We start from the raw sequence: 23922 nt of genomic DNA on the forward strand, positions 1-23922 counted from the left end.
ACATATAAAACGAAGAAATTGATACTGTGGCCGCAATGAGCCACGCACTCATCACAGCGAAAATCGTGTCACGCACCGAGTTTGAACTCTGGCCAAGCGAAGAATTGGCGAACGCAAGTCAAGCACATAACCGCAAACCGGGAGTTGATGAACTCGCAACCGGTGCAGCGGTGAGCGTGTGAATAGCGCGCTTTAGGTATCCGACAAGGTCGGCGCTTTGAGATAACTACCAGAATAACCCGACAAAAAACGCGCATACTATAGCGCTTCGCCTGCAAATTTGGGAGAGAAAAATAAACATTTTCTCATTTCATCATCATCCAGATAGTAAGACCTCAGGTGGCTGGATTAGCGCGGTACTTGGAACTACAATAAAGCCCTTTTAATCAAGCCGAACAAGCGCGTGAGCCAAACAGCATTTCGATCTCTCTTTCCATGTTTTTCAACTAAAGATCGCTTCCCGGTATACCTGGATAGTGCCGCTTCCACTCAACTTCCCCAGAGTGTTATTGATGCACAAGTTAACTATTGTCGCGCCGGACATGCGAATGTCAACCGCTCCGGCCACACTTTGGCACGTCAGGCCACCGACAAATTTAACCAAACACGTCAATTAGTTGCGGCACATATCGGCGCGCAAGCTGAGCAGCTTATCTGGACCTCGGGCACCACCGATGCCATCAACACGGTCGCATCAGGGCTTACCCACCTGCTCACAGCCGATGATGAGATCTGGACCACTGAGCTTGAGCACCACGCCAACCTGGTGACCTGGCAACAGCTCGCGGCAACCACTGGGGCTAGCTTGCGCTACATTCCCGTGCTGGAAAATGGCGACCTCGATATCGCCCACTTCGAGGCGCAGCTATCTAAGCGCTGCAAATTGGTGGCAATCGCCCATGTCTCGAATACCACGGGTACGATCAATCCGGTCGCGCGGGTTGCCCGCCTGGCCCAGCAGTTTGATGCCAAGGTATTGGTAGACGGCGCCCAAGCCGTGGCCCACCTCAAGGTGGATGTGAACCAGTTAGATTGCGACTACTACGTCTTCTCCGGCCACAAGATGTATGGTCCCACGGGCATTGGCGCGCTCTATGGCAAACCCGCCGCGTTGGACGCGCTGCAACCCAGCAAGTTTGGCGGCGAGATGATCAGCAAGGTTAGCCTAAGCGGCAGCGAGTGGAACCAACTGCCCTACCGCTTAGAAGCAGGCACCCCGAATATTATCGGCGCATTGGGCATGGGCGCTGCTGCGCAGTTTTTGGCCGATATCGAGTTTAACGAGCGTCATCGCCATGAACGCCAGCTTCTCAGTTATGCCTTACAGCAACTCTCCACCCACCCCGAGGTAGAGCTGCTGGCCAAGCCGATGCTACAAACCTCGGTCATCGCCTTTCGCTTGCGCGATATTCACCCACAGGATGCCGCCACCCTGCTAGACCAGCAAGGGATCGCCCTGCGCTGTGGCCACCACTGCGCCATGCCACTTAGCGCCAAGCTGAGCGACGTAGGCAGCCTGCGGATCTCCTTTGGTCTGTACAACGAACCTGCTGATGTTGATGCACTGATGCAGGCCATCGATCACTGTGTGGAGCTATTAGGCGATGACTAAACTGCCGCAACTGCAACTTGACTTAGACGCCATCGAACAGCGCTTTAGCGACTGCCGTGCTTGGGAAGAGCGTTATCGCCAGCTGCTGTTGCTGGCTAAAGGCTTAGGTAAAGCCGACCCGACGCTGCGCCAAGAGGCCCACCTTATCGATGGTTGTGAGAGCGATGTATGGCTCAGCTTCGAGCAGCAGCAACTGCAGTTGGACAGCAACGCTAAGATCATTCGCGGCCTGCTGGTGATGCTGCTTGCCTGCCTCGACAGCTATCCCCTTTCTCAGGCACAAAGCGAGTTTGCCGCCCTACTCAAACGACTCGGGCTAGCCCAACACCTTAGCGAGTCACGGAACAATGGTTTGCAAGGAATTTGGCAGGCTATGTATGCTATCGCCCAAGGTGACGAGCAGACCTTTTGTCGCTAGTGGTAGATCGCCGCTAGGCCGCTTTGATTCAGCTGGTTAGTCAAACCCTTAGTTAGCGCCTGGGCAACTGTGCGCTAGCTTGCTTGGGTCGAGCGCTTCACCCCGCTGACGCAGCAACTGGCGCGCTTGTGCATCAGCTAAGGTGTCGGCGATAACATCAAACTGCTTGGAGATGTCATTGATGGTATTGGCATCCCAACGGTCGCGGTTACCCGCTTCGATAAAATCCTCAGGCCGGTCTCTAAGCGCCTCGGCAATCGCCCGGAGCCGCTGCGCACTTAAAGGATGGGTCTGCCGCGGCGACCCGGCGCTTAGCGGGTCACGCACTGCCACCGCTGAAAACCACAATGCCATCCCCATCGGTGGCAAGTGCACGCGGCGCAAAATGGCTAAGGCAAAGGCATCTGACTGGGCCTCTTGGCGCTGGGCTTGTTCAGCACTAAGCTGCCCATAGCCCTTGTGGCGAAAATGCACATGGCCAAGCTCGTGCAGCAAGATGAATCCCAGTGCCGATTTGAGCAGCTTTTGCCACACATCATCAACGTACTCATCGAGCAGATAGGCCTTATCCGGTACCCCCAAGGCCTTAAGCGGCGCATCCAGCGGCTGCGTGGAGAAATCCAGCGCTGCCAGATAATCGAAAATCGCCTGCTTGTCACAGTTAAAACGCTCGAACCAGGCGGTGGCGATGGCCAAATCATCGAGAAACTTCACTGAAAAAGCGGGAATCAAGATAATCCCCTGCGCGCTATCGGCAGCAAACTCAAAGGGGTCTTCGGTGCGTTCCCAAGGTTGGTACAAGCGCACTCGCGCCAGCAATGCTAGCTCGTCTTGAGTCAAGTGAGGGCGCAGGTCGTCGTACAGCACCGCTTCGATATTAGCCCCGTAAACCTCACTCACGCGTTTAAGTTCGCTGGCGGAGTACATCGCGCTGTAATCGCGCGCCAAGGCCACACCGCCACTTGCGGCGAGTCCAAGAAATACCGTCAACACAACTGCTACTTTGGCTACTACTGAGCGCATACAACCTCCGTATACAGCGCAAGCAAGGCCTCGTTCTCGATACCCGCCTGCCCAAAGCGTAGCTGTGCTTGTTCGCCCCATTGCTCGCTCCAGACAGATGCCAGCATCAGTGCCTTGGCTTCTGCGACGGCCCCGGAGCTGCGTTGATAGAGCGCAATGTTTTCCGTTTGCTGCTGGAGGAGGCAGTTGAGTTGTCCGATTTGCTCGATAATGCGTGCCCGAGCCCTGTCTACATCGGCGTCGTCGACCGGAGCAACGCTGCTCATGCCAGTGAAACTACCACTGATGACGCTCGGCTCAGCATCGGCCACCAATCCATCACTAGTAGACGCGAGCTGTTGAGTAACCTGACTGGAAACCGGTTTAGCCAGCGCATAGGCGATAACCAGACAGCCAAACGCGCAAAAAAAGATCCCCGGCCCCACTTTACTCAGGGTGACAGACAACCCGGGAAGCTCAATCTTACCTTGCTGATTGGTCTGCAACGGCAAATTAATAAACAGCCGGTAGCCGAGATAGATGGTTAGACCGCCGATGGCAACGACCAATAGCCGCTCCAACATGCGTAAAATGATTGGGGTAACAAACAGTGTCGCGTCCACTGCGCCTCCGGCTGCTAGCAAGCACTGCTACTAAAGCTAGGCGGGAAGCGCAGGCGCGACAAGTTGCGCGGGAAAATAGCCCTTAGTTAAACCACTGCCACCAGACAAAGACGGCAGCAAAACCGAACAGGAACAGCAGTCCACTCAGCGACCATAGCTTCATCCATCGTCCCGGGCGCTGGTCTTCAGGAACGTGATCAGAGTGCATCAAGGCGCGGTTGATCAGCGCGATAAACGGCGTGGTTAAAAATGCCGCCAACATGGCAAAGTGCAACATGCCCAGCAGGCTGCCGGGGAACAGCAGCACCATCGCCAGTGCACCGGCACTGATCACACAGATCATTAATGGGCTCTCGCTGTCATGGGGATCTTGCCCGGCAAGGTTAGAGATGGCCGACCAGGTTACCCGGGCGTAGCCATCGGTACACGACAGCGCAGAACTGTAGATACAGCAGAGCGCTGCAAACACCACCACATAGCGAATACTGCTGCCAAAGATCGCCGCATAGGCGTCGGCCAACTGACCGGCAAAGCTAGCGCCGTTTCTGGAGAGCTCTACCCCACTACCATGCATAAGCTGCGCACCAATCACCAAAAAGCACACCGCCAGAAATGCCGTGGCGATGTAGCCGACGTTCATATCAAACAACACCGCTTTAAGGTTGGGCTTACGGTGCTGGTACTTGGCCTTGGCCCATACCGAGTTCATCGCCGAGATCTCAAGCGGCGCTGGCATCCAGCCCATAAGGGCAATCAAGAAACCCATGGAGGCCAGAGTCCATGGCGATGGTCTAACAAAATCAACTTGGGCAACACTCGGTTGAGTCAATGCCATTGCCGCTACCACAACGGTAATCAAGGCCAGTAACGCCACGATTATCTTGGTTACCCGATCCACCATCTTGTAGTGCCCAAGCAGAATCAGTGCAGCGCTGATGGCCGTGAGTGTGCAGGCAATTACCGCTTTGGATGCTCCGGGCAAAAACCACTGAATCAAGGCGGTGCTCAAGCCAATCAGCGCCGCCACACTTACCACACCAGCGAATAGGCATAGCAGCAAGAACGCCACCAGCACTGGTTTGCCTAAGCGGCGGTAGCCCGCCAGCAGGCTCTCTCCCGTGACTGCGGTGTAACGGGCGCCAAACTGGTAGAACGGATACTTAAGGAAGTTAACCAGAACAATCAGCCCGAGTAGCGCCCAACCGAATAAGGCGCCAGCCTGGGTAGACGCCACCAGGTGCGAGCCACCGATGGCAGCCGCAGCCATCATAACGCCGGGACCGAGGGCGGAGAGTTTGGTACTGAAAGAGGGAGAGGAGCTAACCGTTTGATCGGCTGCTACCGTTTGCTGTGCGCTTTCCATTGCGTTTCCTTAAGGTGTTTCTACAGAGCTACTACTCTGCTTTATTGGTATAGTAAACAGTCAGTTACCAATATACCCAAGCGCTCAGTCAATTTCGATTTAGCAGCCAATTCAAGCCACCACAAGCGTGCAGCGATCAGATTTTTACGCATTTTTTCGATAAAAAAGCGGGCCATCAAGGCCCGCATCGCTGTTTATTTTGTATGACAAAATAGCGCTTACTGGCGCTGCCCTGCATATACCACGATAACCCGGCTATCGTCCTTCACGCGGCTAAAGGCGTAAGGCTGCTCACTAATCACCTTGTGTTGTCCTGCGCCCACGGCGGTGTGCTTGTCGCGGAACTGACCCAGTGTTTGCCAGTGCTTCAGCAAGGCTTGGCGCTCAGGTTGCTTGTCTAGCTGCTCCCAGTTCATCAATGAGCGGGTTGGCGAATCGAAGGCATCAGTTAGCGGGCCGGCTGGGCGAGCGCTCTCATCGCCATAGTAGAGCTGAACGCCACCGGGCATTAGCATCAGTGCACTACCGGCACCAGCTTGCAGCGGAATGTCTTCGTAGTTAGAGAAGAACAGCTTGGTGTCGTGCGAGCTGATGTAGGTCAGCATGTTGAAGCTGTCATCGCTGTTGATAGTATCGGCATAGCGCTGATAAATCGCATCGTTTTGCGCTAAACACTGAGCGCCACGTACCGCATCGCTGGCGTCGGCGTACTCAAAGTTAATCAAGCTGTCCATGCCATTGTCGAAGTAGAAATCACGATATACGCCGTGGTGCCACACCTCGCCCACCATCCAAAATGGCGCATCATCGACTTTCTTGTCGGGGTTTTCTGCTTTCCATTCCGCCAGAGCTGCGGTGGCGGACTCCTTCAGTTGCAACCAAGCCTCTGGCTCAACATGCTTCACGGTGTCGGCGCGGAAGCCGTCTACACCAAAGTCACGTACCCAGCGGGTGTGCCACTCCACCAAGTAATCAAGCACGGTGTAGCCTTCGCGCTCAACCGCATTGGTATCGGGCTTGTTCTTGAGGATTGGCGGCAGACCGACATGCTTGGTGCTCTCAGTGAGCAGATCGGGCAAGCCCGCCAGATTCATGGTGATATCGTCGGCGCCGGGCTTGGTGTAACCGCCCATACCGGAACGCACCCAGTCTGGCCCCCACCACTTCTCGACCCAATCGCCGTGGTTCCAACGAATGTAGTCGTTGTAGCGGTGCCAGTTCTCGCTGCGCTCTTTACGTGGCTGCCATTCATGCCAGTTCTCGGGCACGGGGGCGTTTTTCGGAATGGCGTCGATGCCAGCGTTTTGCATGTCCAACATGGTGGGATAACCCACATGGTTGATCACCGTGTCCACCAATACGCGAATGCCGCGCTTGTGGGCCTCGTCAACAAAACGTCCGAAGTCTTCTTCCGAGCCTAAGTTCGGGTCAATCTTGGTGAAATCCAGCGCCCAATAGCCGTGATAGCCATAAAATGGGAAGCTGCCCTTTTCGCCTCCGCCGATAAAGCCGTGGATCTGCTCAACAATCGGCGTCACCCAGATGGCATTCATGCCCAGCTCTTTGATGTAATCCAGTTTCTGGGTAATGCCACTGAAGTCGCCGCCATTAAAGGTGCCGATCTCTCGCTCACCATCGGCGCGGCGACCCAGCGGGTAATCGTTCGACTCATCGCCGTTATAGAAACGATCGGTCATCACAAAGTAAACGCTGGCGTTATCCCAATGAAACTCGCTGGCCTTGGCACCAGCCGGCTCGAGCAACAACAAGCCACCACTCTCAGGTGCCGGCATCATCGTTACCTTGCCTTGGGCTACCTTGGCGGTCTCACCGCTGTAGAAGTCTTTAACCATCTCACCGTTAGCGAATACCGACGAGACATCCACGGTAACCGGCTGGCCATCCCACGCGATACATTCCACCGCAGGTGGCGTGCGCTTGAAGGTAGACTTCTTGGCTTGGCGGGCAACCGATACGGTCAGTGGCTTAGCGCTGCTATCGAGGGTTAACAGGTAGTCACCGGCGAAGCGGATATTAAGCTCGAGGGCGGTTTCGCCACACTTTTCCAGTGCTAAGGGCTGAGAAAATCGCACCTTGGTATCTGGTGCGGCGCCCCAGGCGCAATCTTCGCCTGAGCCTTCAATAAAGATGGGGTAACGCTGCTTTTCCAACGACACTACGGCTTGCAATTGCTCACCCTGCTGCTCAAAGCTCACCGCAGGCAACTCGCCCTCGGCAAAACGCACCTGATAGTCGGTCGCCCACGCAGTACCGACACTGCTACCTGCGACCATAAGACTTGAAACTAACCAACTAAGCGATTTCACACGCTACTCCCTGCTGTTTTATATCGTTTTATCCGCTAATCAAATCAAAACTCACTGCAAGTTTCACGGTTAGCCGTACATCGCTTGCTAAAACTTTGATTGACAGCGCTTTCAACCATACAGTCAAAATCTAGGCAATAAATTGAAGCAATGGCATCGCTAAGCTATTTCATGCAGAAACAACAGCACACATTGCTAAAGACATAAATATATCGCAATTACTAACCCCTTTATCGTCATATTGCGACACGCCATTGCTAAATTTTCTCGCCATCAAGCAACCAAAGCAAACACATACTAATGCTAAGGCGATATACTGCTTGCACGGTAGGGGTTCGTAGCGACTCAGCAACATAAACCAAGTCATCACTCAACTACGGCAGTTGCCGGATATATATGCTTGATTTATGATTGTCCGTCTATTTGTTCGCCCCCCATTAATTTGGCAAAAATGTTTTGGCAAAACTGATTCAGCAAATCTGAATTAGCAACACGCGAATAAAAGCAAACACGCATGTAAGCACCAGGAGAGCACCGTCGAGGTGCCAGTGAAGGAAGCAATGAAAAAGACCATGTATCAAAAGATATGGGATGCCCATCTGGTTCATCAGCCAGAAGGAAGCGCAGCCCTGTTGTATGTCGATCGCCACTTAATGCATGAAGTGACCAGCCCACAGGCGTTTGAAGGCCTGCGGATCGCCAACCGCCCGGTGCGTAACTCTCACAGTATTCTGGCCACCATGGACCACTGCGTACCTACCAAGGTTGAAGAGCGCGCGACCCTGCCTGATCCTATCGGTAAAAAGCAGATCGAAGTAATGGCGCAAAACTGTGCCGACAACGACATCAACCTGTACGACATGAACAGCGCCAATAACGGTGTGATTCATATTGTGGTCCCTGAGCATGGCTTCGTTCACCCGGGTATGGTGGTGTGCTGTGGCGATAGCCACACCGCAACCCACGGTGCCTTTGGTGCCCTGGCCTTCGGTATCGGTACCTCTGAGGTTGAGCACATCATGGCCACTCAGACCATCCAACAGAAGCAATCTAAAACCATGCTGGTGAAAGTGGATGGCGAGCTAAGCCCATTCGCGACCGCCAAAGACATCGTACTGGCGATTATCGGTAAGATTGGTACAGCCGGTGGTACTGGCTACGTGATTGAGTTCGCCGGTTCTGCCATTGAAGCGTTGACCATGGAAGGCCGTATGACCGTGTGTAACATGGCCATCGAAGGTGGAGCCCGTGCCGGTCTGATTGCCCCTGACCAGAAAACCATCGACTTCCTGAACGGCAAAGAGTTTGCGCCAAGCGAAGAGCATTGGGACCAAGCGGTTGAGTACTGGCTGTCACTGAAGAGCGACGACGGTGCTGAGTACGACGCAGTGGTTGAACTGAACGCTGCCGATATCGCCCCACAAGTGACTTGGGGTACTTCGCCTGAGCAAGTACTGCCAGTCGATGCGGTACTGCCAGAGCCAAGCCAAATCAACGACTTGATCAAATCTCAAGCCGCTGAAAGCGCGCTAAAGTACATGGGCCTAAAAGCCGGTCAGAAGATGACCGATGTAGGCGTTGATGTGGTATTCGTCGGTTCTTGTACCAACGGCCGTATCGAAGACTTCCGCGCAATTGCAGAAGTCAGCAAAGGCAAAAAAGTTGCCGATGGCGTACAAGCTATCGCCGTACCGGGCTCTTACCCTGTAAAAGCTCAAGCTGAAGCGGAAGGCATCGACAAGGTGCTGATTGAAGCGGGCTGGGAATGGCGTGAGCCGGGCTGTTCAATGTGTTTGGCGATGAACGGCGATTACCTGCAACCTGAGCAGCGCTGCGCTTCTACCTCCAACCGTAACTTCGAAGGCCGTCAGGGCAAGGGTGGACGTACCCACCTGGTATCCCCTGCAATGGCAGCCGCTGCTGCTATCGAAGGTAAGTTCGTTGATCTACGCAGCTGGAAATAAGTCACTGACAAGTTGGAGTTAAACCATGGAAGCATATAAGAAACATTCGTCGGTGGCCGCGGTAATGAACCGTAGTAACGTGGATACCGACCAGATCATCCCAAAACAATTCTTGAAGAAAGTTGAGCGTAGCGGCTTTGGCGTGCACCTGTTCCACGACTGGCGCTACCTGGAAGACGGCAGCGACAACCCTGAGTTCGAGCTGAACCGCCCTGAGTTTAAAGGCGCCAAGATCTTGGTGGCCGGCGACAACTTCGGTTGTGGTAGCTCACGCGAGCACGCCCCTTGGTCGATTGCCGATTACGGCTTCAACACCATTATCTCAACCAGCTTCGCCGACATCTTCTTCAATAACTGCTTTAAGAACGGCATCCTGCCTATCAAAGTGGATACCGACACCCTTAAAGCATTGATGGACGAAGTGGAAGCCAACCCCGGCATTGAGATCACCGTCGATTTGGCTTCACAGCAGATCAGTTCCCCGGGCGGCCAAGCCATCAGCTTTGATGTTGACCCCTTCCGTAAAGACACCCTGCTTAAAGGCCTAGACGATATCGGCTGGACCCTGCAGTTTGAAGACAAGATCAGCGAGTACGAAGTACAGCATCGCCAGCAGCTACCTTGGCTGTGGCCGAGTGCTTAATCCCCGTCACTCCTGCAATAGCAATAATAAGTGCGGCGCTTAAGCGCCGCCTTTCAACATAATGAGATGTGGTTTATGGAGCCAAACCGCTCGATAGAGATAATGGACACTACCCTGCGCGATGGCGAGCAAACCCATGGCGTATCCTACTTCCCCGAAGAAAAAGTCAGCATCGGCAAAGCCTTACTGCAAAACCTAAAAGTTGATCGTATCGAAGTAGCCTCAGCGCGGATCTCCGATGGCGAGCAAGCGGCGGTGAAAAAGCTCACCGACTGGGCCAGCGATGAGGGCTTGGTTGAGCGCATCGAGATCCTAGGCTTTGTCGATGGCAATAAGAGTGTCGACTGGATTGTCGACGCTGGTGCCAAGGTGATCAACCTGCTGACCAAAGGCAGCCTTAATCACTGCCAGAATCAGCTCAAGAAAAGCTTGGAACAGCATCTGGCCGATATCGCCGCCACCATCGACTACGCCAAGACTCGAGGCCTGACCGTAAATGTCTATCTCGAGGATTGGTCAAACGGTTATGCCGACAGCCCAGAATACGTCTATGAGCTGATGGAAGGCCTGCTACAACATGATATCCAGCATTACATGTTGCCGGATACCCTCGGCGTGATGACCCCCGATGAGGTCTTTGCCAGCCTGTCCGATATGCAAAGCCGCTTCCCCAATGCCTGCTTCGATTTCCACCCTCACAACGATTATGGCCTGGCTACAGCCAACGCTATGGCGGCCGCGCGAGCCGGTGTCAGCGCCCTGCACTGCACCATGAACTGCTTGGGCGAGCGCGCTGGTAACGCCTCGCTAGCTGAGGTGGTAGTGGTACTTAAAGACAAGATGGGATTCGCGCTGCAAGTTAACGAGAAAGAGATCCATAACCTGGCCAAGTTGGTAGAGAGCTTCTCCGGCAAACGGCTGGCGGCCAACGCACCGATTGTCGGCGCCGATGTGTTTACCCAAACCGCCGGGATCCACGCCGATGGCGATCAAAAGGGTAACCTATATCATACCGAACTCAGCCCTGAGCGCTTTGGCCGTGAACGCAGCTATGCCTTGGGCAAAATGGCCGGTAAGGCCTCGGTGCTGAAAAACCTGGAAGCGATGGATATTGAGCTCTCCGCTGAAGACCAGAAAAAGCTACTGAATAAGGTGGTTCAGTTGGGCGATCAGAAGGCGACCATCACTCCCTATGATCTGCCGTTTATCATTGCCGATATTATGGAGAGCAACGATTTCTCCCATATCGAGCTGCTGAACTGCTCGATTACCTCGGGCCTTGAACTGGAATCCTCTGCCAACATTCGCTTGCGGGTTTTGGATGAGATCTACAAAAGCTCCGGCCACGGTAATGGCGGCTTTGACGCCTTTATGAAGGCGCTGCAAGAGCCCTTGGCCAGTGCCGGTATTGAGATGCCAGAGCTGTTGGACTTTGAGGTGCGCATTCCTCCCGGTGGTCAAACCAATGCACTCACCGAGTGTGTGATCACCTGGCAGGGCCAAGATGCCAGCTTCCGCAGCCGCGGCGTACATGCCAACCAGGTATTTGCAGCAGTTCAAGCGACCCTGCGTATGCTTAACGTCAGGCTACACCGCCAAGTCGAAGGGCCATCTGGTCGCTAAATACCAAGCATACTGCCTTTATCGAGGCAGTATGCTCTCCCCCGCGCTAGCATTATTAGTTAATCGTCGACAGGTAGCGGCCGCCTTCTAAGCTGACTCGCGCTAACACCTTCACCGCAAGATTCAGATCCGAACCCAAACGCGAGTTCTGCCGCTTAATATCTTCTAACACCCGCTTGCTGGGGTAGCGCTCCAATAAACGCTCCTGTTCAGCGATTCGGGCAGCGATATCGTCCAGCAAAACTACCGCGTCTTGGGCAAGGTCGGAGAGTTTATCAGCGCCGTCTCGAAGCTCTTGGTAACGAGGGTTAGCAGAATCGGTGCGCTCGAATACATCGTTCAATCGAAGTTCAAGCCGGTAAACGCTGTCGCGGTATAGCTTGCTGCTCTTATCGGCGCGTTCTCGGTAGCTTGCCAGTTCCTGGCTGCCACGCTCAACGCTGCTAGCAGCGCTCAGGCCATCAATCAGTTGGGTGAACCGTTGGGTATCGATAGCCAGCAAGCGGCTAACCTCGGCGAAGCGTTCCACCTCTGAGAACAGGATCTGCGCGGCGGTATCAGCGGCTAGTGGCTCAGAAGGTTCGCTCGAGATTTGGCTGGCGACAGAGTCATTGGCCGGGCTGTCGCCGGTGGAAGAACAGCCGCTCAGCGCCATCACAACGGCCGTCGTGTAGAGAACTCGTTTATTTAACATCGCTATTATTATTGTTTGGTTTGACGCTAGTGTACTGAAAGCAGGTTACGCAATAAAGACGCAACCCTTGCCGGCAGCCTTGGCGTGATAGAGAGCGGCATCTGCTTGTTTTAGCAGCACGCTTGCCGAATCTGAGTGCTCATCCGATTCCGCAATGCCCACCGAGCAGCCGAGCCGGGGAATACGCTCACTCGACATATGGGTTACTACCAACAACTCAGGCACAAAGTAGCCGCGCTCGGCAAGGCGTTCAAGGATCCGCTCCACCACCGATTGGGCTTGCTGCTGAGTCGTGTTCTTAAAGGCAATCACAAACTCATCGCCGCCCCAACGCGCGGCGATATCGTGCTCACGTAGGCTGTCTTGCAGCAAGGTGGCGAACCACTGCAATACCTTGTCGCCCGCATCGTGGCCAAGGCGGTCGTTGATCTCTTTAAAGTTATCCAGATCGACATAGGCCACAGAGAAGCGCTGCTGATCTTCGAGCATCTGCGCCAAATGGCCGTGCATCGCGCTGCGATTTAGCAGCCCGGTTAAGCCATCGGTGCTGGACATCTTAAGTAATTGGCGTTGATGGCGGGCTTGCAGCAGCTGGGTGCCCAACTGTTGGGCCAACAGCATCAGGATCTCCTCATCCTGCTGGTCAAAATAGCGACTGCCGTTGGTGTTGGTTAAACACAGCACCGCCCGCCCCTGCTCGTTATCGTATAGGCTGAGGCAGAACACTGCGTTGTAGCGGGCTCGCAGGCCCGATTTAACACTCAAAGGCATTTGCTCAAGTAAACGCCCTTGCTCATTGGCGTGATAACGCGCCAAGTACGGGGCTAACTCAACGGTTTCTTGGTTGTGTCCATAGTGGCACCAAGGAATATACTCCTCACCTCGATAGCGCAAAATCGAGGCGCGCTGCAGGTTGAAGTTATCACAGATAAGCTTCAGCGCAGATTCCGCCAGCTGCTTAGGCACGCGAATGCGCGCCGCCAAATCATGCAGCTGGGATATCAGACGAAACTCCCGCAGGCGCTGATTGGCCGCGGTCAACTTGGCCGAGAGCCGTGCAGCCTCCACCAGGCTCTTCATCCCAAGGTCTACTGTCGGTAGCTCGACTGGCACCGGCAGCTCATCGGAGTAGACTGCTTCACAAGCGTCTATCTTCTGCTGCACATAGGTAAACGCAACACCCAGCTGCTTAAGCTGGAAGGTCGCGCATATCTCATGGCAGTTGGCGAGCAGCTGCTGCGCCGCGTCCCACTCAGAGAGTTGCGATAGCACCAACAGCTGCTCCATATAGCACTGCGGCACCAAACGAGAGTCGAGATCAATCACCGAGCCTAACAGCTGAGGCGTGCCTTCAAAACACTGTAGGGCCTGCTGCAAATGGCCTTGCTCCGCAAACAAACCGCCTCTAAGCATCGAGCCCATAAACTCGCCAGTTTTTGAGGGGCCAAATGGCAGTCCATCGATTTTGTCCAGGCAGTGCTTAGCGCTACTCAGCTCATGCAAACGCACATGGCACATCCCCTTGAGGGTGAGTACATCGTGCAGATTACGGAAGGGGAAATGGGTTAAACGCCGTATACGACAGATCTTCACCAAGTTATTGAGGATGTCGCAGGCGCGCTGATAGTCGCGCGCGCAATAAAACAGCCAAGCGAAGTTATACAGAGTGACCAGTAGCTCACTATGTTCACTCAGCTCCCGCGCCTTAGAAAACGCCAACTTGTATTGCGTAAACGCTGTCTGATAGTTCTCAGTGAGCGTATTAAAGTAGCCACTGCCGTTGTAGATCCGCACACATTCCATATCATCACCGAGCTTCTCGCGGATCTTCGAACTAACGGCAAAACAGCGCAAGGTATTGCGATAGTCGTTGAAGTAGGAGCAGATAATCCCCTTGCTGTGATAGCAGGCGGCGATCCCTTGGGTGTGGCCAATGGTGCGCGCCAAGCGAAGTGCCTGATCAGTCACGCTGCGCGCTTCACGTCCGGTAAGATCGTCATAAAAACGCAGATAAGAGTAGAAGTTACGCAGACAATAGAGCAGCGAACACGGCATATCTTGTTGTCGTAACTGGGTAACCAGACTGCGGAAGTCGTCCAGTGCAATGGGCGTACAGCTTTTATCATGGGCAAAAAAGCTGATAAACAGTGCCTGTACCCGATTGTGCTGGTGAGAATTGCGCGCAGCAATCTGATAGGCAAAATCGGCGCTCTCCAGCGCCCGCTCAAAGCTTTGCAAACGCACGTAACAGAGGCTGCTTAGCAGTTGAACCATACACAGCTGCTGTGGGTAGTGTTCCAGCAGATCGGTTTCCTGAATCAACTTGAGCTGGTTCAGCGCTTGTTCGCACTCCCCTTGATTTACCAGTGCTTCCGATAAATTCAGATGTAAGGTGAGCAGTTGCCGTTTATTCCAACGCTCCGGCTCACTCAGGCACTGTCTGGCCGCCAGCTCAGCCTCTGGCCACGCCATCAGCTGAAGGTTCTGCATCACCAGTTCCGGCTCGATATCACTGAAGTACTCTAGCCGCCGTTTGCGCAGCGCCGAGCAATTGGCAGGCGGCGCCTGCAAGGTGAAGTTGTCATCCACCCAATCGTGAAAATTGTCCCACACCTCGTCTTCTTGGCGAGTCGAGAAACTGGCTGAGGCGTCCATACCAACCATCAGCCACAATGTCTTTTTCAGCGGGAATTCGCTTAGACTGCGCAGCCACAACAGGCTGGAATGAGATAAGTGCTCGCCGCCTTCGATAGCGATAACAGCGTTGTCTTCAAACACCTCGTCCATCAGCGCAGTTAGCGCTTGGAACATTAACCCCTGTTCAAAGCTTAAATCTTCGAGGATGGCAAGCTCATCACGCACCACCACGCGACCGTCCAACCAGTTGCTCAGCGCTTGTTGGATCGGGATATACTGGGTCACGCTGTGTGCCAGCGTATCTACATCCAAGCGTTGGCGATGGACCTCGCGGCGCAGCAAAGGTAGCAAGCCCGCCATTGGCGAGGTCATAGCCGAACTATTTAGCTGAATCGGCCAAAACGGACTATTTAGCGCCAACGCCACGCTTTGGGCATAGGGGAAAAGCCCATGCTCATGGGTGGAGAAAAAATGTAAGCCTGGAGGGATGCCTGCTTGTGCCGTCTCTGGCGCTTGTGAACTAAGCCTTTCCAATCAAGGTAACTCGTTGAATCTTATTGACTAAAGGCTATGTTACTGGAACGTGAGGTTAGTAGCCGCAAACTGGGTCACAATTTGCGGCTATTTGCTAAGAGCAGTTACGAAAAATAGTTATATCCGCTATAGGTGTTGATTAAAGCGGGCGAGCCCCGCATCGAGATCGGCAATCAGATCATCAACATCTTCCAGGCCGATATGTACTCGGATCAAACTGCCAGTTTGCTGCCATTCAGTTGCTGTGCGCAGTTTATCCACGCCGTTGACGCCCAAGATCAAGCTCTCATAACCGCCCCAGGAGTAGCCCATCTTAAAGTGATGCATCCCATCGAGCATGGCGGTTAGCGCCTGCTGATTACCGCCCTTCATCACGAAGGAGAACAAGCCACAGCTGCCGCTAAAGTCGCGCTCAAAGAACTCGTGGCCCGGACAGCTTGCCAGCGCAGGATGGCGTACATGATCAACATCATCACGTGCAGCTAGCCAGTTCGCGACTTTCAGTGCGCTCTGCTGATGCTGCGCCAAACGCACGCCCAAGGTGCGAATGCCGCGCATCGCCAGATAGATATCATCGGGTGAGGCACACTGGCCTAGCAGGTAGGAATTCTCACGTAGCTGATCCCAACAACGTTCGTTTGCAGTAGCGGTACCGAGCATTACATCCGAGTGCCCTACCAGGTATTTAGTGGCAGCTTGGATGGAGATGTCGACGCCGTAATCAAAGGCGTTAAAGTACAGCGGCGAGGCCCAGGTGTTGTCCAGCATCACCACGATGTCGTGTTGCTTGGCCACACGGGTGATCGCCGGCACGTCTTGCACTTCCATGGTCAGTGAGCCGGGCGATTCGAGGAAGATTACTCGGGTATTTGGCTTGATCAGCTGCTCAATCCCCTCGCCAACCATCGGGTCATAGTAAGTGGTTTCTACGCCCATGCGGCTGAGCATCTTGTCGCAAAAGTCGCGAGTCGGCTCGTATACCGTATCCACCATCAACAGGTGATCACCAGCTTGCAAGAACGACTGCAAGGATGCGGTGATCGCTGCGGTACCACAGGGATAGATGGCACAGCCTGCACCACCTTCTAGTTCGGTCATCGCTTCTTGGAAGGCGAAGCTGGTTTGGGTGCCACGGCGTCCGTAAAACAAGGTCTTGTCATGACGTTTGCCGGTGGCTTCTTTCATCTGTTTAACGCTATCAAACACCACGGTGGAGGCGCGTGATACCGGTGGGTTCACCAACCCCTGGGTCCAGCGTGGGCTGCGGCCTGCGTTTACGATCTTGGTATTATTCTTCATTGGGTCGATCCTGAGGACAAAAAAGCCAGCCGGCGGCTGGCTTGAACTGTTTTTACCGCGTTGGTAAACGCTTAAGGTTTAGGGCAAGCATTCAGCGCTTCAACCACCAGATCACCGAAGGTGTCGGTATCGATCAGCTTGGCATCTTCGCCCTTGGCCAGATCAGGTGTACCGTAACCGTCAGCGAACACGCTCTTCATAGCGTGCCACAGGTTCTTGGCCTCTTGCTCCATGCCAAAGCTCATCTCCAACATCAGCGCTACAGAGCCGATCATCGAGTATGGGTTAGCAATGTTCTTGCCTGCGATATCAGGCGCACTGCCATGGCTTGGCTCGTAGTATGACTTCTCAGGGCCAACACAAGCAGATGGCATCAGGCCCAAAGAACCCAAGATACCGCCACCCTGGTCACTCAAGATGTCACCAAACATGTTTTCCATCACCATAACGTCGAACTGACCGGGATTCAGACACAGGTAGGTAGCTGCGGCATCAACAAGAATGTGCTTCACTTCTACGTCTGGGTAGTCGGTGGCCACTTCTTCCAGGATCTCGTTCCAAAGAACGCTGGATTTAAGCACGTTGCTCTTATGGATATTGTGTAGCACCTTCTTACGGCGCTGGGCCGTCTCGAAGCCCACTTTCAGGATATTGCGGATCTGGTCTTCATCGTACTCCAGTACTTCGCGTACATAGCGCTTACCGCTGTCGTCGGTACCGACTTCTTTCTCACCGAAGTACAGGCCACCTACCAGCTCGCGGATGATCATCAAATCAACGCCCTCACCCACCACTTCCGCTTTCAGCGGAGAGAAGTGCGCCAGCTCTTTTGGCAGATATACCGGACGGAAGTTTGCGTAGGTATTGTAGCGACGACGCAAAGGCAGCAGGGCACCACGCTCAGGTTGCTCGTCTACTGGGATTTTCTTCGACTCTTCGTGAGACAGGCCAATGGTGCCTTTTAGGATTGCATCTGCTTCGTCGCAGATATCGATGGTCTCTTGGGGGAAAGATTTACCTGTTTCGAAATAGGCAGCCGCGCCAAACAGTGCGTCTTTAAGGTCGAACTTCACGTCTGGGTTACGCACTTCAACGGCACGCATCACTTTAACGGCTTGTTTCATTACCTCTGGGCCAATACCATCGCCCGCCAACAAGGCAACTTTATAGGTTTTCATCGTTATTGCTTCTCCATTGCAAACAGCTTCCCCGCCCCAGTGAACTTTACGTCACTATTTTCAGGGAAGAATATGTTGTGTCGAAGCATCATAGCAAAACACCACTCAGGTTACAGCCTACCTGAGTGATATCTTTTCAGTGGTTTATCAGCCGCTAACAGACCGCTTAGTTTTCCGAGCGGCTATTGCGGATATTATGCTCACGCAGCTTGTTAGCAATGGCTGTGTGGGAAATGCCCAACTTTTTCGCCAGCAGCCGTGAGGATGGGTATTGCGGGAAATGGTAGCTGAGCAATAGGTGCTCAAACTGGCCCATGGCGCTGTGGTAATCCTGCTCCAGCAGCGATTCGATATTGACGTTCTCCGCTAAGCTGCCGTGGTGGTATTTCACATCACTGACCTGCCAGCGTTTAAGCTGGGCACCATTGAGCGACTCTTGCAGCACTTGATAGAGCTGAGGGATGTTGCCGGGCCAAGACTGGGAGCTCAAGAAGCGTTTGACCTCTTTGGTGAGCGGCGGCGCTAGCTCTTGATGCTTAGCGAAGTGGCGGTTCAGCCACGCCTCGGCCAGCGGCACGATGTCTTCCCGGCGCGAACGTAGCGCAGGAATGGCAATACTGTTTTTGACCAGATCGTAGTAACGGCTGTCTCCCCACAAACTGGCTAACTGCTCCGGGCTTAAGCGGCTGGCAACCAAGATGTGCAATACCCCATGCTGTGGCTGGCTCAGCTCATTGAGCGCTGCTTCCACTTCTTGATTGGTGAGTTGGTCAACATTGTGCAGTAGTACCGTTAGGGGTTGTTCGGCGACTATTTCGGCCAAGGCGCTAAGCAGTTCGCCCTTGCGCTTACGACAGTCAAAGCAGACAAAACGCTGCGCGCTGCCCCCTGATATCTCGTTAAGCAGCTCTGCCAAAAAGCGTTTACCGACCCCGGCCTCACCAAACAACAAACTGGGCATGGGATGATCGACCAAGCGCTTTAAACTGCTGAGGATGCTTCGCATCTCTGCGCTAGTAGCAACCAAGGACCCTTCACTCAGCTCACGTTCAATCTGCGACAAGTCAAAGCCCTGATCAAGCCATTCCGCCGACTTAAACAGCATGATCGCCCCGGGCTGATTGGCCTGTAGCTGGCTGTCGGCAAGTGGGATGATATCCACCAAGTAGTGCTGGCCATTGAGCTGTAGCTCGTGTAGCTCGCGCTTGCCTGCACCATTTCCAAACCAACGACCAATACTAAAGCCGCGCAGGTAGCGGTTAATGTCTTGCTCAAGCAGGCAGCCTTCGCCATCGCCACAGGCGTGTTCGAAACTGTGGTTAAACTGTCGAATCAAGCCAGACTTATCGATTAGCACCACCGGATAAGGCACGTTATCGAGCAAGATCTGCACTTCACGGTTTTCAATCTCAGACGGTAGCGCCGCAACAATGCGTGCATCGTTAATGCCGCTGATGCAACGTAACTCCGAGAGCAGGGTCTGGGTAAGTGGCGTATCGAGGTCGTCTATCTGTAGGTAGAGGCGCTCGTCTGCGGCGGTTTGCATCGCCATCAGAGTCAACTGATGCTTCTTCAGCAAGCTGATTACCAAGCCGAATACTTCGGTACTGTGCTGGCAGGCAAGTTCGATACGCATGTTAGTGGGGCGTGCTCCTTCACTGTCTCTGGATAAGCTTAGCTACTGAGCGCGCTACGACTAGAAGCATTGCAGAGAATGATTTAGATGTGACTTAAGTCTAATCAAAGTTTTACAGTAGGCCAAAAAATTTAACATTAGCCTTAGCTGTAAACTCCCGTGATAGCGGGGGCTCTAACGCCCATGATACAACGGGAGCACATCTATCACTGCGTGAAGAGCAGACTTACAGATCGCGAAATTGCCGGTGGGTTTCAAAGTCACGACGGGTCACTACTTTCTCCAGCTGTTGCAAGCGATTTTCAATGTTAGAAAACTCACTTTCTAACTGACCTAGTACGCTATGGGGGTCTTCCCCTTTCTGCCAGGCTCGCGACTTCACTTGGGGGGCGGGTTCTTGGTAGGAATTGGGCAGCTTGTCGAGAAACAGGGCCGCCGCGCCATAGAGAATCAGCATCATCCATGGGTTAAACAGGCCTAAGGTCACCACCAAGATGCGCACTACCCAGGTCTCAATCTCAAAGCGGCGAGCAATACCAGCACACACCCCAGCAAGCTTACCGTTCGCTGTGTCACGGAACAATTTACTCATAGCTCATCCCTCCAGTCGGGCACGTTCTGGTCGAGCAACTGCTCCAAGGTGGTTAGGCGCTGACTCAACTGGCGGGCCCGTTGGCTCAACTGATCCAGACGCTCCCGCTCTTGCTCTGACAAGCCACGTTCAACCCGACGCTGGCTGCGGTAGTGAAGAACCAACCATAGTGGAGCCACCAGCCCCATAAAGATAATTAACGGTACGATGAACAAAGCGCTCATAGCTAATTATTCCCCTTTCTCTTGATGCTTGTCTTGGTGCTTTTTGCGCAGTGATTCCAGCTCTTGCTCCACCTCGGCGCTGGCCTGAAGGTCTTGGAACTGGCGGTCTAGGTCGCTGGCACCTTTATCGACTCGGTAACTCTCAGCCTGCGCCTCCAACTGGTCGATACGCGCCTGAAACTGTTCGAACTTCTCCCGGGTTTTCGCGTAGCGCTCAGTATCCAACTGTTGGCGCACATTGACCCGGTTTTGCGCCGATGCCTGACGAGCTAACAGGCCGGCTTGGCGCTGGCGTGACTCATTCAGTTTTTGCTCGAGCTGCTCAATTTCGTCTTGCAGCTGCGAGAGACTGTCTTCCACAGCCGTCATCTCATGGTTAAGGGCATCGATGGTATGCTGCAGATGCTGCTTTTCGATAAGCGCCGCTTTGGCCAAGTCTTCACGGCCCTTTTGGATGGCCAGTTCAGCTTTTTCTTGCCACTGCTGTTGCACGCCCTGAGCCTTGTCGATTTGCCGGGCGAGCTGCTTTTTATCGGCCAGTACTTTGGCGGTACTGGCACGCACCTCCACTAAGGTGTCTTCCATTTCTTGAATAATCAGCCGTAGCATTTTTTGCGGATCTTCTGCCCGGTCCAACAGCGCGCCAACATTGGCGTTAATAATGTCTGCAATTCTAGAAAACATTCCCATGGTAAACTCCTGACGATTTAGCCTGATGTTAGTGCTCGATAGTACTCTGTAACACATGCCATAAAGCGAATACCGGGCCAAAAATGTAAGTCACTGAATTGTAGAGGATTGGTTATTTGTCTAAATTGCGAGCAGTGACTATATTGGTCTATATGCTCACTATTTGGTCTAAATAGCTTGGATGATTCGCCAAATTTGATTGGCTCCAGCAGCCACTTTCTAGAAGTGCTCGATAAAGTCTCGCTATATGCGCCATTGGAGCGGCCGGTGCTGGTGATTGGCGAGCGCGGCACCGGTAAAGAGCTGATTGCGGCGCGGCTACACTTCCTCAGTCGGCGCTGGGACAGCAATTATTTGTCACTCAACTGCGCCTCACTCAATCCCAACCTTATTGAATCCGAGCTGTTTGGCCATCAAGCCGGTGCGTTTACCGGTGCCAGCCAAAAACACAGTGGGCGCTTTGAGCAAGCTGACGGCGGCACGCTTTTCCTCGATGAGCTAGCCAACCTGCCCGCCAGTGCCCAAGAAAAACTACTGCGGGTGCTCGAATACGGCAGCTTCGAGCGAGTCGGTAGCAATCACACGATTCATGTCGATGTTCGGGTGATTGGCGCCACCAACGAGGACCTGCCGGCCTTGGTAGAACAAGGCCGCTTTCGTGCCGATTTGCTTGATAGGTTGGCGTTTAGCGTGATTACCCTCCCCCCGCTGCGTGAGCGGCTCGACGATATTCCCCAGCTAGCGCTGCAATTTGCCGCGAATATTGCCCACGAAATAGGGCTGAGTGAGATAGCGCTAGCGCCGAATGCCATCGACAAACTTGCCAGCTACCAGTGGCCAGGCAATGTGCGAGAACTTAAAAACGTTATCGAACGTGCAGTGGTGCATCAGCCCGATAGCACCCTAGATGCCGACAGTATCCAGTTCGACCCCTTCGACTCCCCTTGGCGACCGGGCGAGCTGAAAGCCACTGCACCGGGAAGTTCAGCAAAGCAGAAACAAACAGCCTTAGGATCAACTGCCGAGCGGGCACTGCAACCGGGATTTGATCTGCGCCAGCATATGCTAAATGAAGAAAGACGTTGGCTCGAGCTGGCGCTAACCACCCACCGTTATCAGCAAACCAAAGCGGCGCATAGCTTAGGCTTGAGCTATCACCAACTGCGCGGGCTTTTAAAAAAACACCATTTACCAACAAAAGCTTAAAGTTGGATCGCGCCGCGCATAGTGGTAAATTAGACCTAATTCAGAATCATACTCCCCTTAATGAACGTATTACTTCGCTGCACAGTGATGTGTCTTGGTCTTAGTCTGCTAGGTTGTGAACAGCCACAAGCAATTAAGAACATGGGACTAATCTATTGCGCTGAACGCGCACCACGCACGCTAAACCCTCAGGTTGAGAACTCCCACGAAGCGATTGCCTTAAGCTCGCGACATGTCTATAACCGCTTGATCGATATTAATCCGATCACCCAACAACTCGAGCCCGGATTGGCACAAAGCTGGCAGCGCAGTGATGATGGCCTAAGCTACACCTTCACGCTGCGCCAAGGCGTCAAGTTTCATCACACCGACTATTTTGAGCCAAGCCGGGACTTGAATGCCGAAAATGTCGCGTTTAGCTTTTTGCGCATTATTGATGAGTCGCACCCCTATCACAGCATCGGTGAGGGCTATCCGTTCTTTGAAACCACCCGCTTCACCGACAACGTAGTCAACATTGATGTGCTTAATGACACACAGATCCGCTTTGATCTGCAGCGCCCGGATGCCTCGTTTATTGCCTCCATGGCTAGCGACTTTGCGGTGGTGCTCTCAGCGGAATACGGGGAGCAACTGCTCGAAGAGCTGCGCCCTTCGCAGTTGGACTTTTTGCCCATCGGCACCGGCCCATTTTTGTACGCCAATCAACAAGATGGCCACTTCCTGCGCTACTATCATCACCCCTACTACTGGCAGGGCATTGCGCCAATGCGCCAGCTTGTATTTGATATCACGCCATCATCGTCGGCGCGCATGGCCAAGTTGCTAGCCGGCCAATGCGACATTATGGCCCAGCCCGCCGCCACCCAGATCGAGGTGATCAAACAGCGTGAAGACCTACTTATCTCCCTGCAAGCCGGGCTCAACGTCTCTTACCTGGCCTTTAACACTCAGCGCCCGCCGTTTGCCGATGTGCGGATGCGCCGCACTATTGCCGCCAGTATCGATAAATATCGCCTGAAGGATGCGGTCTATCAGCAAACCGCGCAGATAGCGAATAGCGTGTTATCGCCCTCCTCTTGGGCTCACCGCAATCAGCCGCCACGCGAGTACAGCGCAGATTTAAATGCGGATTTCGTTGAGCAAGCACGGCAAAACCCGATAACCCTATGGGTATTGGGCACCCCGACCAGCTTCAACCCGCAGCCGCAACGTAGCGCCGAGGTGATCCGCAACGATCTTAGCCAGCTAGGCTTTCAGGTAGAGGTGCGGCTGCTCGATTGGGCAGTATTGCGCACGCAGTTGCAGCAGGAACAACCTAACTACGACTTATTATTGATAGGAGCGGTAAGCGAGAACACCGATCCCGATACCTTTTTCCGCCAGCAATTCAGCTGTGATGGCATCGACAACGGCTTCAACTTCAGCCGCTGGTGTAATGGCCGCTTCGACGACATGCTAGAGCAGGCCTCGCAATCTGGGCGCTTGGCTGAGCGAGTGAAGTTCTACTTTGCCCTGCAGGAACTGCTTGAGGATGAGGTGCCAGTGCTGCCGCTGACCCACGCCATTAAGATGTATGCTTACAACGACTCTCTAACTGATATCGGCTGGCATGCCTTCGGTGGGATCTCGTTTGACGAAGCGCGCCGGAGGTAAC

General features: G+C 53.8%; 19 protein-coding genes. 7 read left to right on the forward strand and 12 right to left on the reverse strand.

From position 1 onward, the window contains the following. Positions 1–403 precede the first annotated feature (403 nt). Together G462_RS0120360 and G462_RS23605 are read left to right on the forward strand one after the other, a co-directional pair. Complete coding sequence (locus G462_RS0120360) at positions 404–1612, forward strand: aminotransferase class V-fold PLP-dependent enzyme (RefSeq protein ID WP_026960607.1); 1209 nt, start codon at positions 404–406, stop codon at positions 1610–1612. Further along, the gene (locus tag G462_RS23605; protein ID WP_051326895.1) at positions 1605–2030 is read left to right on the forward strand and encodes a SufE family protein; all 426 of its coding nucleotides are present in this window, start codon (positions 1605–1607) and stop codon (positions 2028–2030) included. Before G462_RS0120360 ends, G462_RS23605 begins: the two co-directional genes overlap by 8 nt. A 48-nt stretch (positions 2031–2078) precedes the next feature. On the opposite strand, the gene G462_RS0120370 is transcribed toward G462_RS23605, so the two are convergent. From G462_RS0120370 to G462_RS0120390, 4 genes are all read right to left on the reverse strand, one after another. After that, a complete protein-coding gene (locus G462_RS0120370) occupies positions 2079–3053 on the reverse strand; it encodes a M48 family metalloprotease (protein WP_026960608.1) in 975 nt (324 codons plus the stop codon). After that, entirely contained in the window at positions 3041–3655 is a 615-nt protein-coding gene (locus G462_RS0120375) for a hypothetical protein (RefSeq protein WP_157378702.1), read from the reverse strand. The genes G462_RS0120370 and G462_RS0120375 overlap by 13 nt, the downstream gene beginning before the upstream one ends. Positions 3656–3737: 82 nt before the next feature. Continuing rightward, on the reverse strand, positions 3738–5018 hold the full coding sequence (locus G462_RS0120380) for an Nramp family divalent metal transporter (RefSeq protein WP_026960610.1): 1281 nt from the start codon (positions 5016–5018) through the stop codon (positions 3738–3740). Between the two features lie 218 nt (positions 5019–5236). Further along, a complete protein-coding gene (locus G462_RS0120390; protein ID WP_026960611.1) occupies positions 5237–7345 on the reverse strand; it encodes an alpha-amylase in 2109 nt (702 codons plus the stop codon). A 560-nt stretch (positions 7346–7905) separates the two neighbouring features. Here G462_RS0120390 and leuC point away from each other — a divergent pair. Genes leuC through G462_RS0120405 form a run of 3 tightly spaced genes read left to right on the forward strand, consistent with a single transcriptional unit; the run spans position 7906 to position 11575 of the window. Continuing rightward, positions 7906–9309 carry a 3-isopropylmalate dehydratase large subunit gene (gene leuC, locus G462_RS0120395; RefSeq protein WP_026960612.1) on the forward strand — a complete coding sequence of 468 codons (1404 nt, stop codon included), beginning with the start codon at positions 7906–7908 and terminating at the stop codon, positions 9307–9309. Between the two features lie 25 nt (positions 9310–9334). Next, complete coding sequence (gene leuD / locus G462_RS0120400) at positions 9335–9952, forward strand: 3-isopropylmalate dehydratase small subunit (protein ID WP_026960613.1); 618 nt, start codon at positions 9335–9337, stop codon at positions 9950–9952. A 30-nt stretch (positions 9953–9982) separates the two neighbouring features. Continuing rightward, complete coding sequence (locus G462_RS0120405) at positions 9983–11575, forward strand: alpha-isopropylmalate synthase regulatory domain-containing protein (RefSeq protein WP_245579594.1); 1593 nt, start codon at positions 9983–9985, stop codon at positions 11573–11575. A gap of 55 nt (positions 11576–11630) precedes the next feature. On the opposite strand, the gene G462_RS0120410 is transcribed toward G462_RS0120405, so the two are convergent. The 8 genes from G462_RS0120410 to pspA form a co-directional block, all read right to left on the reverse strand. Beyond that, a complete protein-coding gene (locus tag G462_RS0120410) occupies positions 11631–12269 on the reverse strand; it encodes a hypothetical protein (protein WP_157378704.1) in 639 nt (212 codons plus the stop codon). Positions 12270–12314: 45 nt separating this feature from the next. Next, on the reverse strand, positions 12315–15440 hold the full coding sequence (locus G462_RS0120415; protein ID WP_157378705.1) for a GGDEF domain-containing protein: 3126 nt from the start codon (positions 15438–15440) through the stop codon (positions 12315–12317). A gap of 126 nt (positions 15441–15566) precedes the next feature. Beyond that, on the reverse strand, positions 15567–16739 hold the full coding sequence (locus G462_RS0120420; RefSeq protein WP_026960617.1) for a cystathionine beta-lyase: 1173 nt from the start codon (positions 16737–16739) through the stop codon (positions 15567–15569). 71 nt (positions 16740–16810) lie between these two features. Further along, positions 16811–17917, reverse strand: coding sequence for a 3-isopropylmalate dehydrogenase (gene leuB / locus G462_RS0120425; protein WP_026960618.1), 1107 nt, complete (start codon positions 17915–17917; stop codon positions 16811–16813). Positions 17918–18083: 166 nt separating this feature from the next. Then, the gene (locus tag G462_RS0120430) at positions 18084–19553 is read right to left on the reverse strand and encodes a TyrR/PhhR family helix-turn-helix DNA-binding protein (RefSeq protein WP_026960619.1); all 1470 of its coding nucleotides are present in this window, start codon (positions 19551–19553) and stop codon (positions 18084–18086) included. Positions 19554–19779: 226 nt separating this feature from the next. After that, positions 19780–20145: an envelope stress response membrane protein PspC gene (pspC, locus tag G462_RS0120435; protein ID WP_026960620.1), complete on the reverse strand. Its 366-nt coding sequence runs from the start codon at positions 20143–20145 to the stop codon at positions 19780–19782. Continuing rightward, positions 20142–20369, reverse strand: coding sequence for an envelope stress response membrane protein PspB (pspB, locus tag G462_RS0120440; protein WP_026960621.1), 228 nt, complete (start codon positions 20367–20369; stop codon positions 20142–20144). The genes pspC and pspB overlap by 4 nt, the downstream gene beginning before the upstream one ends. A 6-nt stretch (positions 20370–20375) precedes the next feature. Further along, positions 20376–21059 (reverse strand): phage shock protein PspA, encoded by a 684-nt coding sequence (gene pspA, locus G462_RS0120445; protein WP_026960622.1) that lies wholly within the window; start codon positions 21057–21059, stop codon positions 20376–20378. A gap of 177 nt (positions 21060–21236) precedes the next feature. Here pspA and pspF point away from each other — a divergent pair, with 177 nt between their 5' ends. Together pspF and G462_RS0120455 are read left to right on the forward strand one after the other, a co-directional pair. After that, entirely contained in the window at positions 21237–22265 is a 1029-nt protein-coding gene (gene pspF, locus G462_RS0120450) for a phage shock protein operon transcriptional activator (protein WP_026960623.1), read from the forward strand. A gap of 141 nt (positions 22266–22406) precedes the next feature. Next, complete coding sequence (locus G462_RS0120455) at positions 22407–23921, forward strand: ABC transporter substrate-binding protein (RefSeq protein WP_051326896.1); 1515 nt, start codon at positions 22407–22409, stop codon at positions 23919–23921. Position 23922 lies beyond the last annotated feature (1 nt).

It is taken from the genome of Aliagarivorans taiwanensis DSM 22990 (genome assembly GCF_000429505.1).
Classification (GTDB): Bacteria; Pseudomonadota; Gammaproteobacteria; order Enterobacterales; family Celerinatantimonadaceae; genus Aliagarivorans; species Aliagarivorans taiwanensis.

What these genes read in the sequence shown, in the direction of transcription:
- leuC (WP_026960612.1), top strand. Translation starts at nt 7,906, where the DNA reads ATGAAAAAGACCATGTATCAAAAGATATGGGATGCCCATCTGGTTCAT.
- G462_RS0120455 (WP_051326896.1), top strand. Translation starts at nt 22,407, where the DNA reads ATGGGACTAATCTATTGCGCTGAACGCGCACCACGCACGCTAAACCCT.
- G462_RS0120420 (WP_026960617.1), bottom strand. Translation starts at nt 16,739, where the DNA reads ATGAAGAATAATACCAAGATCGTAAACGCAGGCCGCAGCCCACGCTGG.
- pspB (WP_026960621.1), bottom strand. Translation starts at nt 20,369, where the DNA reads ATGAGCGCTTTGTTCATCGTACCGTTAATTATCTTTATGGGGCTGGTG.
- G462_RS23605 (WP_051326895.1), top strand. Translation starts at nt 1,605, where the DNA reads ATGACTAAACTGCCGCAACTGCAACTTGACTTAGACGCCATCGAACAG.
- pspC (WP_026960620.1), bottom strand. Translation starts at nt 20,145, where the DNA reads ATGAGTAAATTGTTCCGTGACACAGCGAACGGTAAGCTTGCTGGGGTG.
- G462_RS0120380 (WP_026960610.1), bottom strand. Translation starts at nt 5,018, where the DNA reads ATGGAAAGCGCACAGCAAACGGTAGCAGCCGATCAAACGGTTAGCTCC.
- leuD (WP_026960613.1), top strand. Translation starts at nt 9,335, where the DNA reads ATGGAAGCATATAAGAAACATTCGTCGGTGGCCGCGGTAATGAACCGT.
- G462_RS0120410 (WP_157378704.1), bottom strand. Translation starts at nt 12,269, where the DNA reads ATGTTAAATAAACGAGTTCTCTACACGACGGCCGTTGTGATGGCGCTG.
- pspA (WP_026960622.1), bottom strand. Translation starts at nt 21,059, where the DNA reads ATGGGAATGTTTTCTAGAATTGCAGACATTATTAACGCCAATGTTGGC.
- G462_RS0120370 (WP_026960608.1), bottom strand. Translation starts at nt 3,053, where the DNA reads ATGCGCTCAGTAGTAGCCAAAGTAGCAGTTGTGTTGACGGTATTTCTT.
- G462_RS0120430 (WP_026960619.1), bottom strand. Translation starts at nt 19,553, where the DNA reads ATGCGTATCGAACTTGCCTGCCAGCACAGTACCGAAGTATTCGGCTTG.
- leuB (WP_026960618.1), bottom strand. Translation starts at nt 17,917, where the DNA reads ATGAAAACCTATAAAGTTGCCTTGTTGGCGGGCGATGGTATTGGCCCA.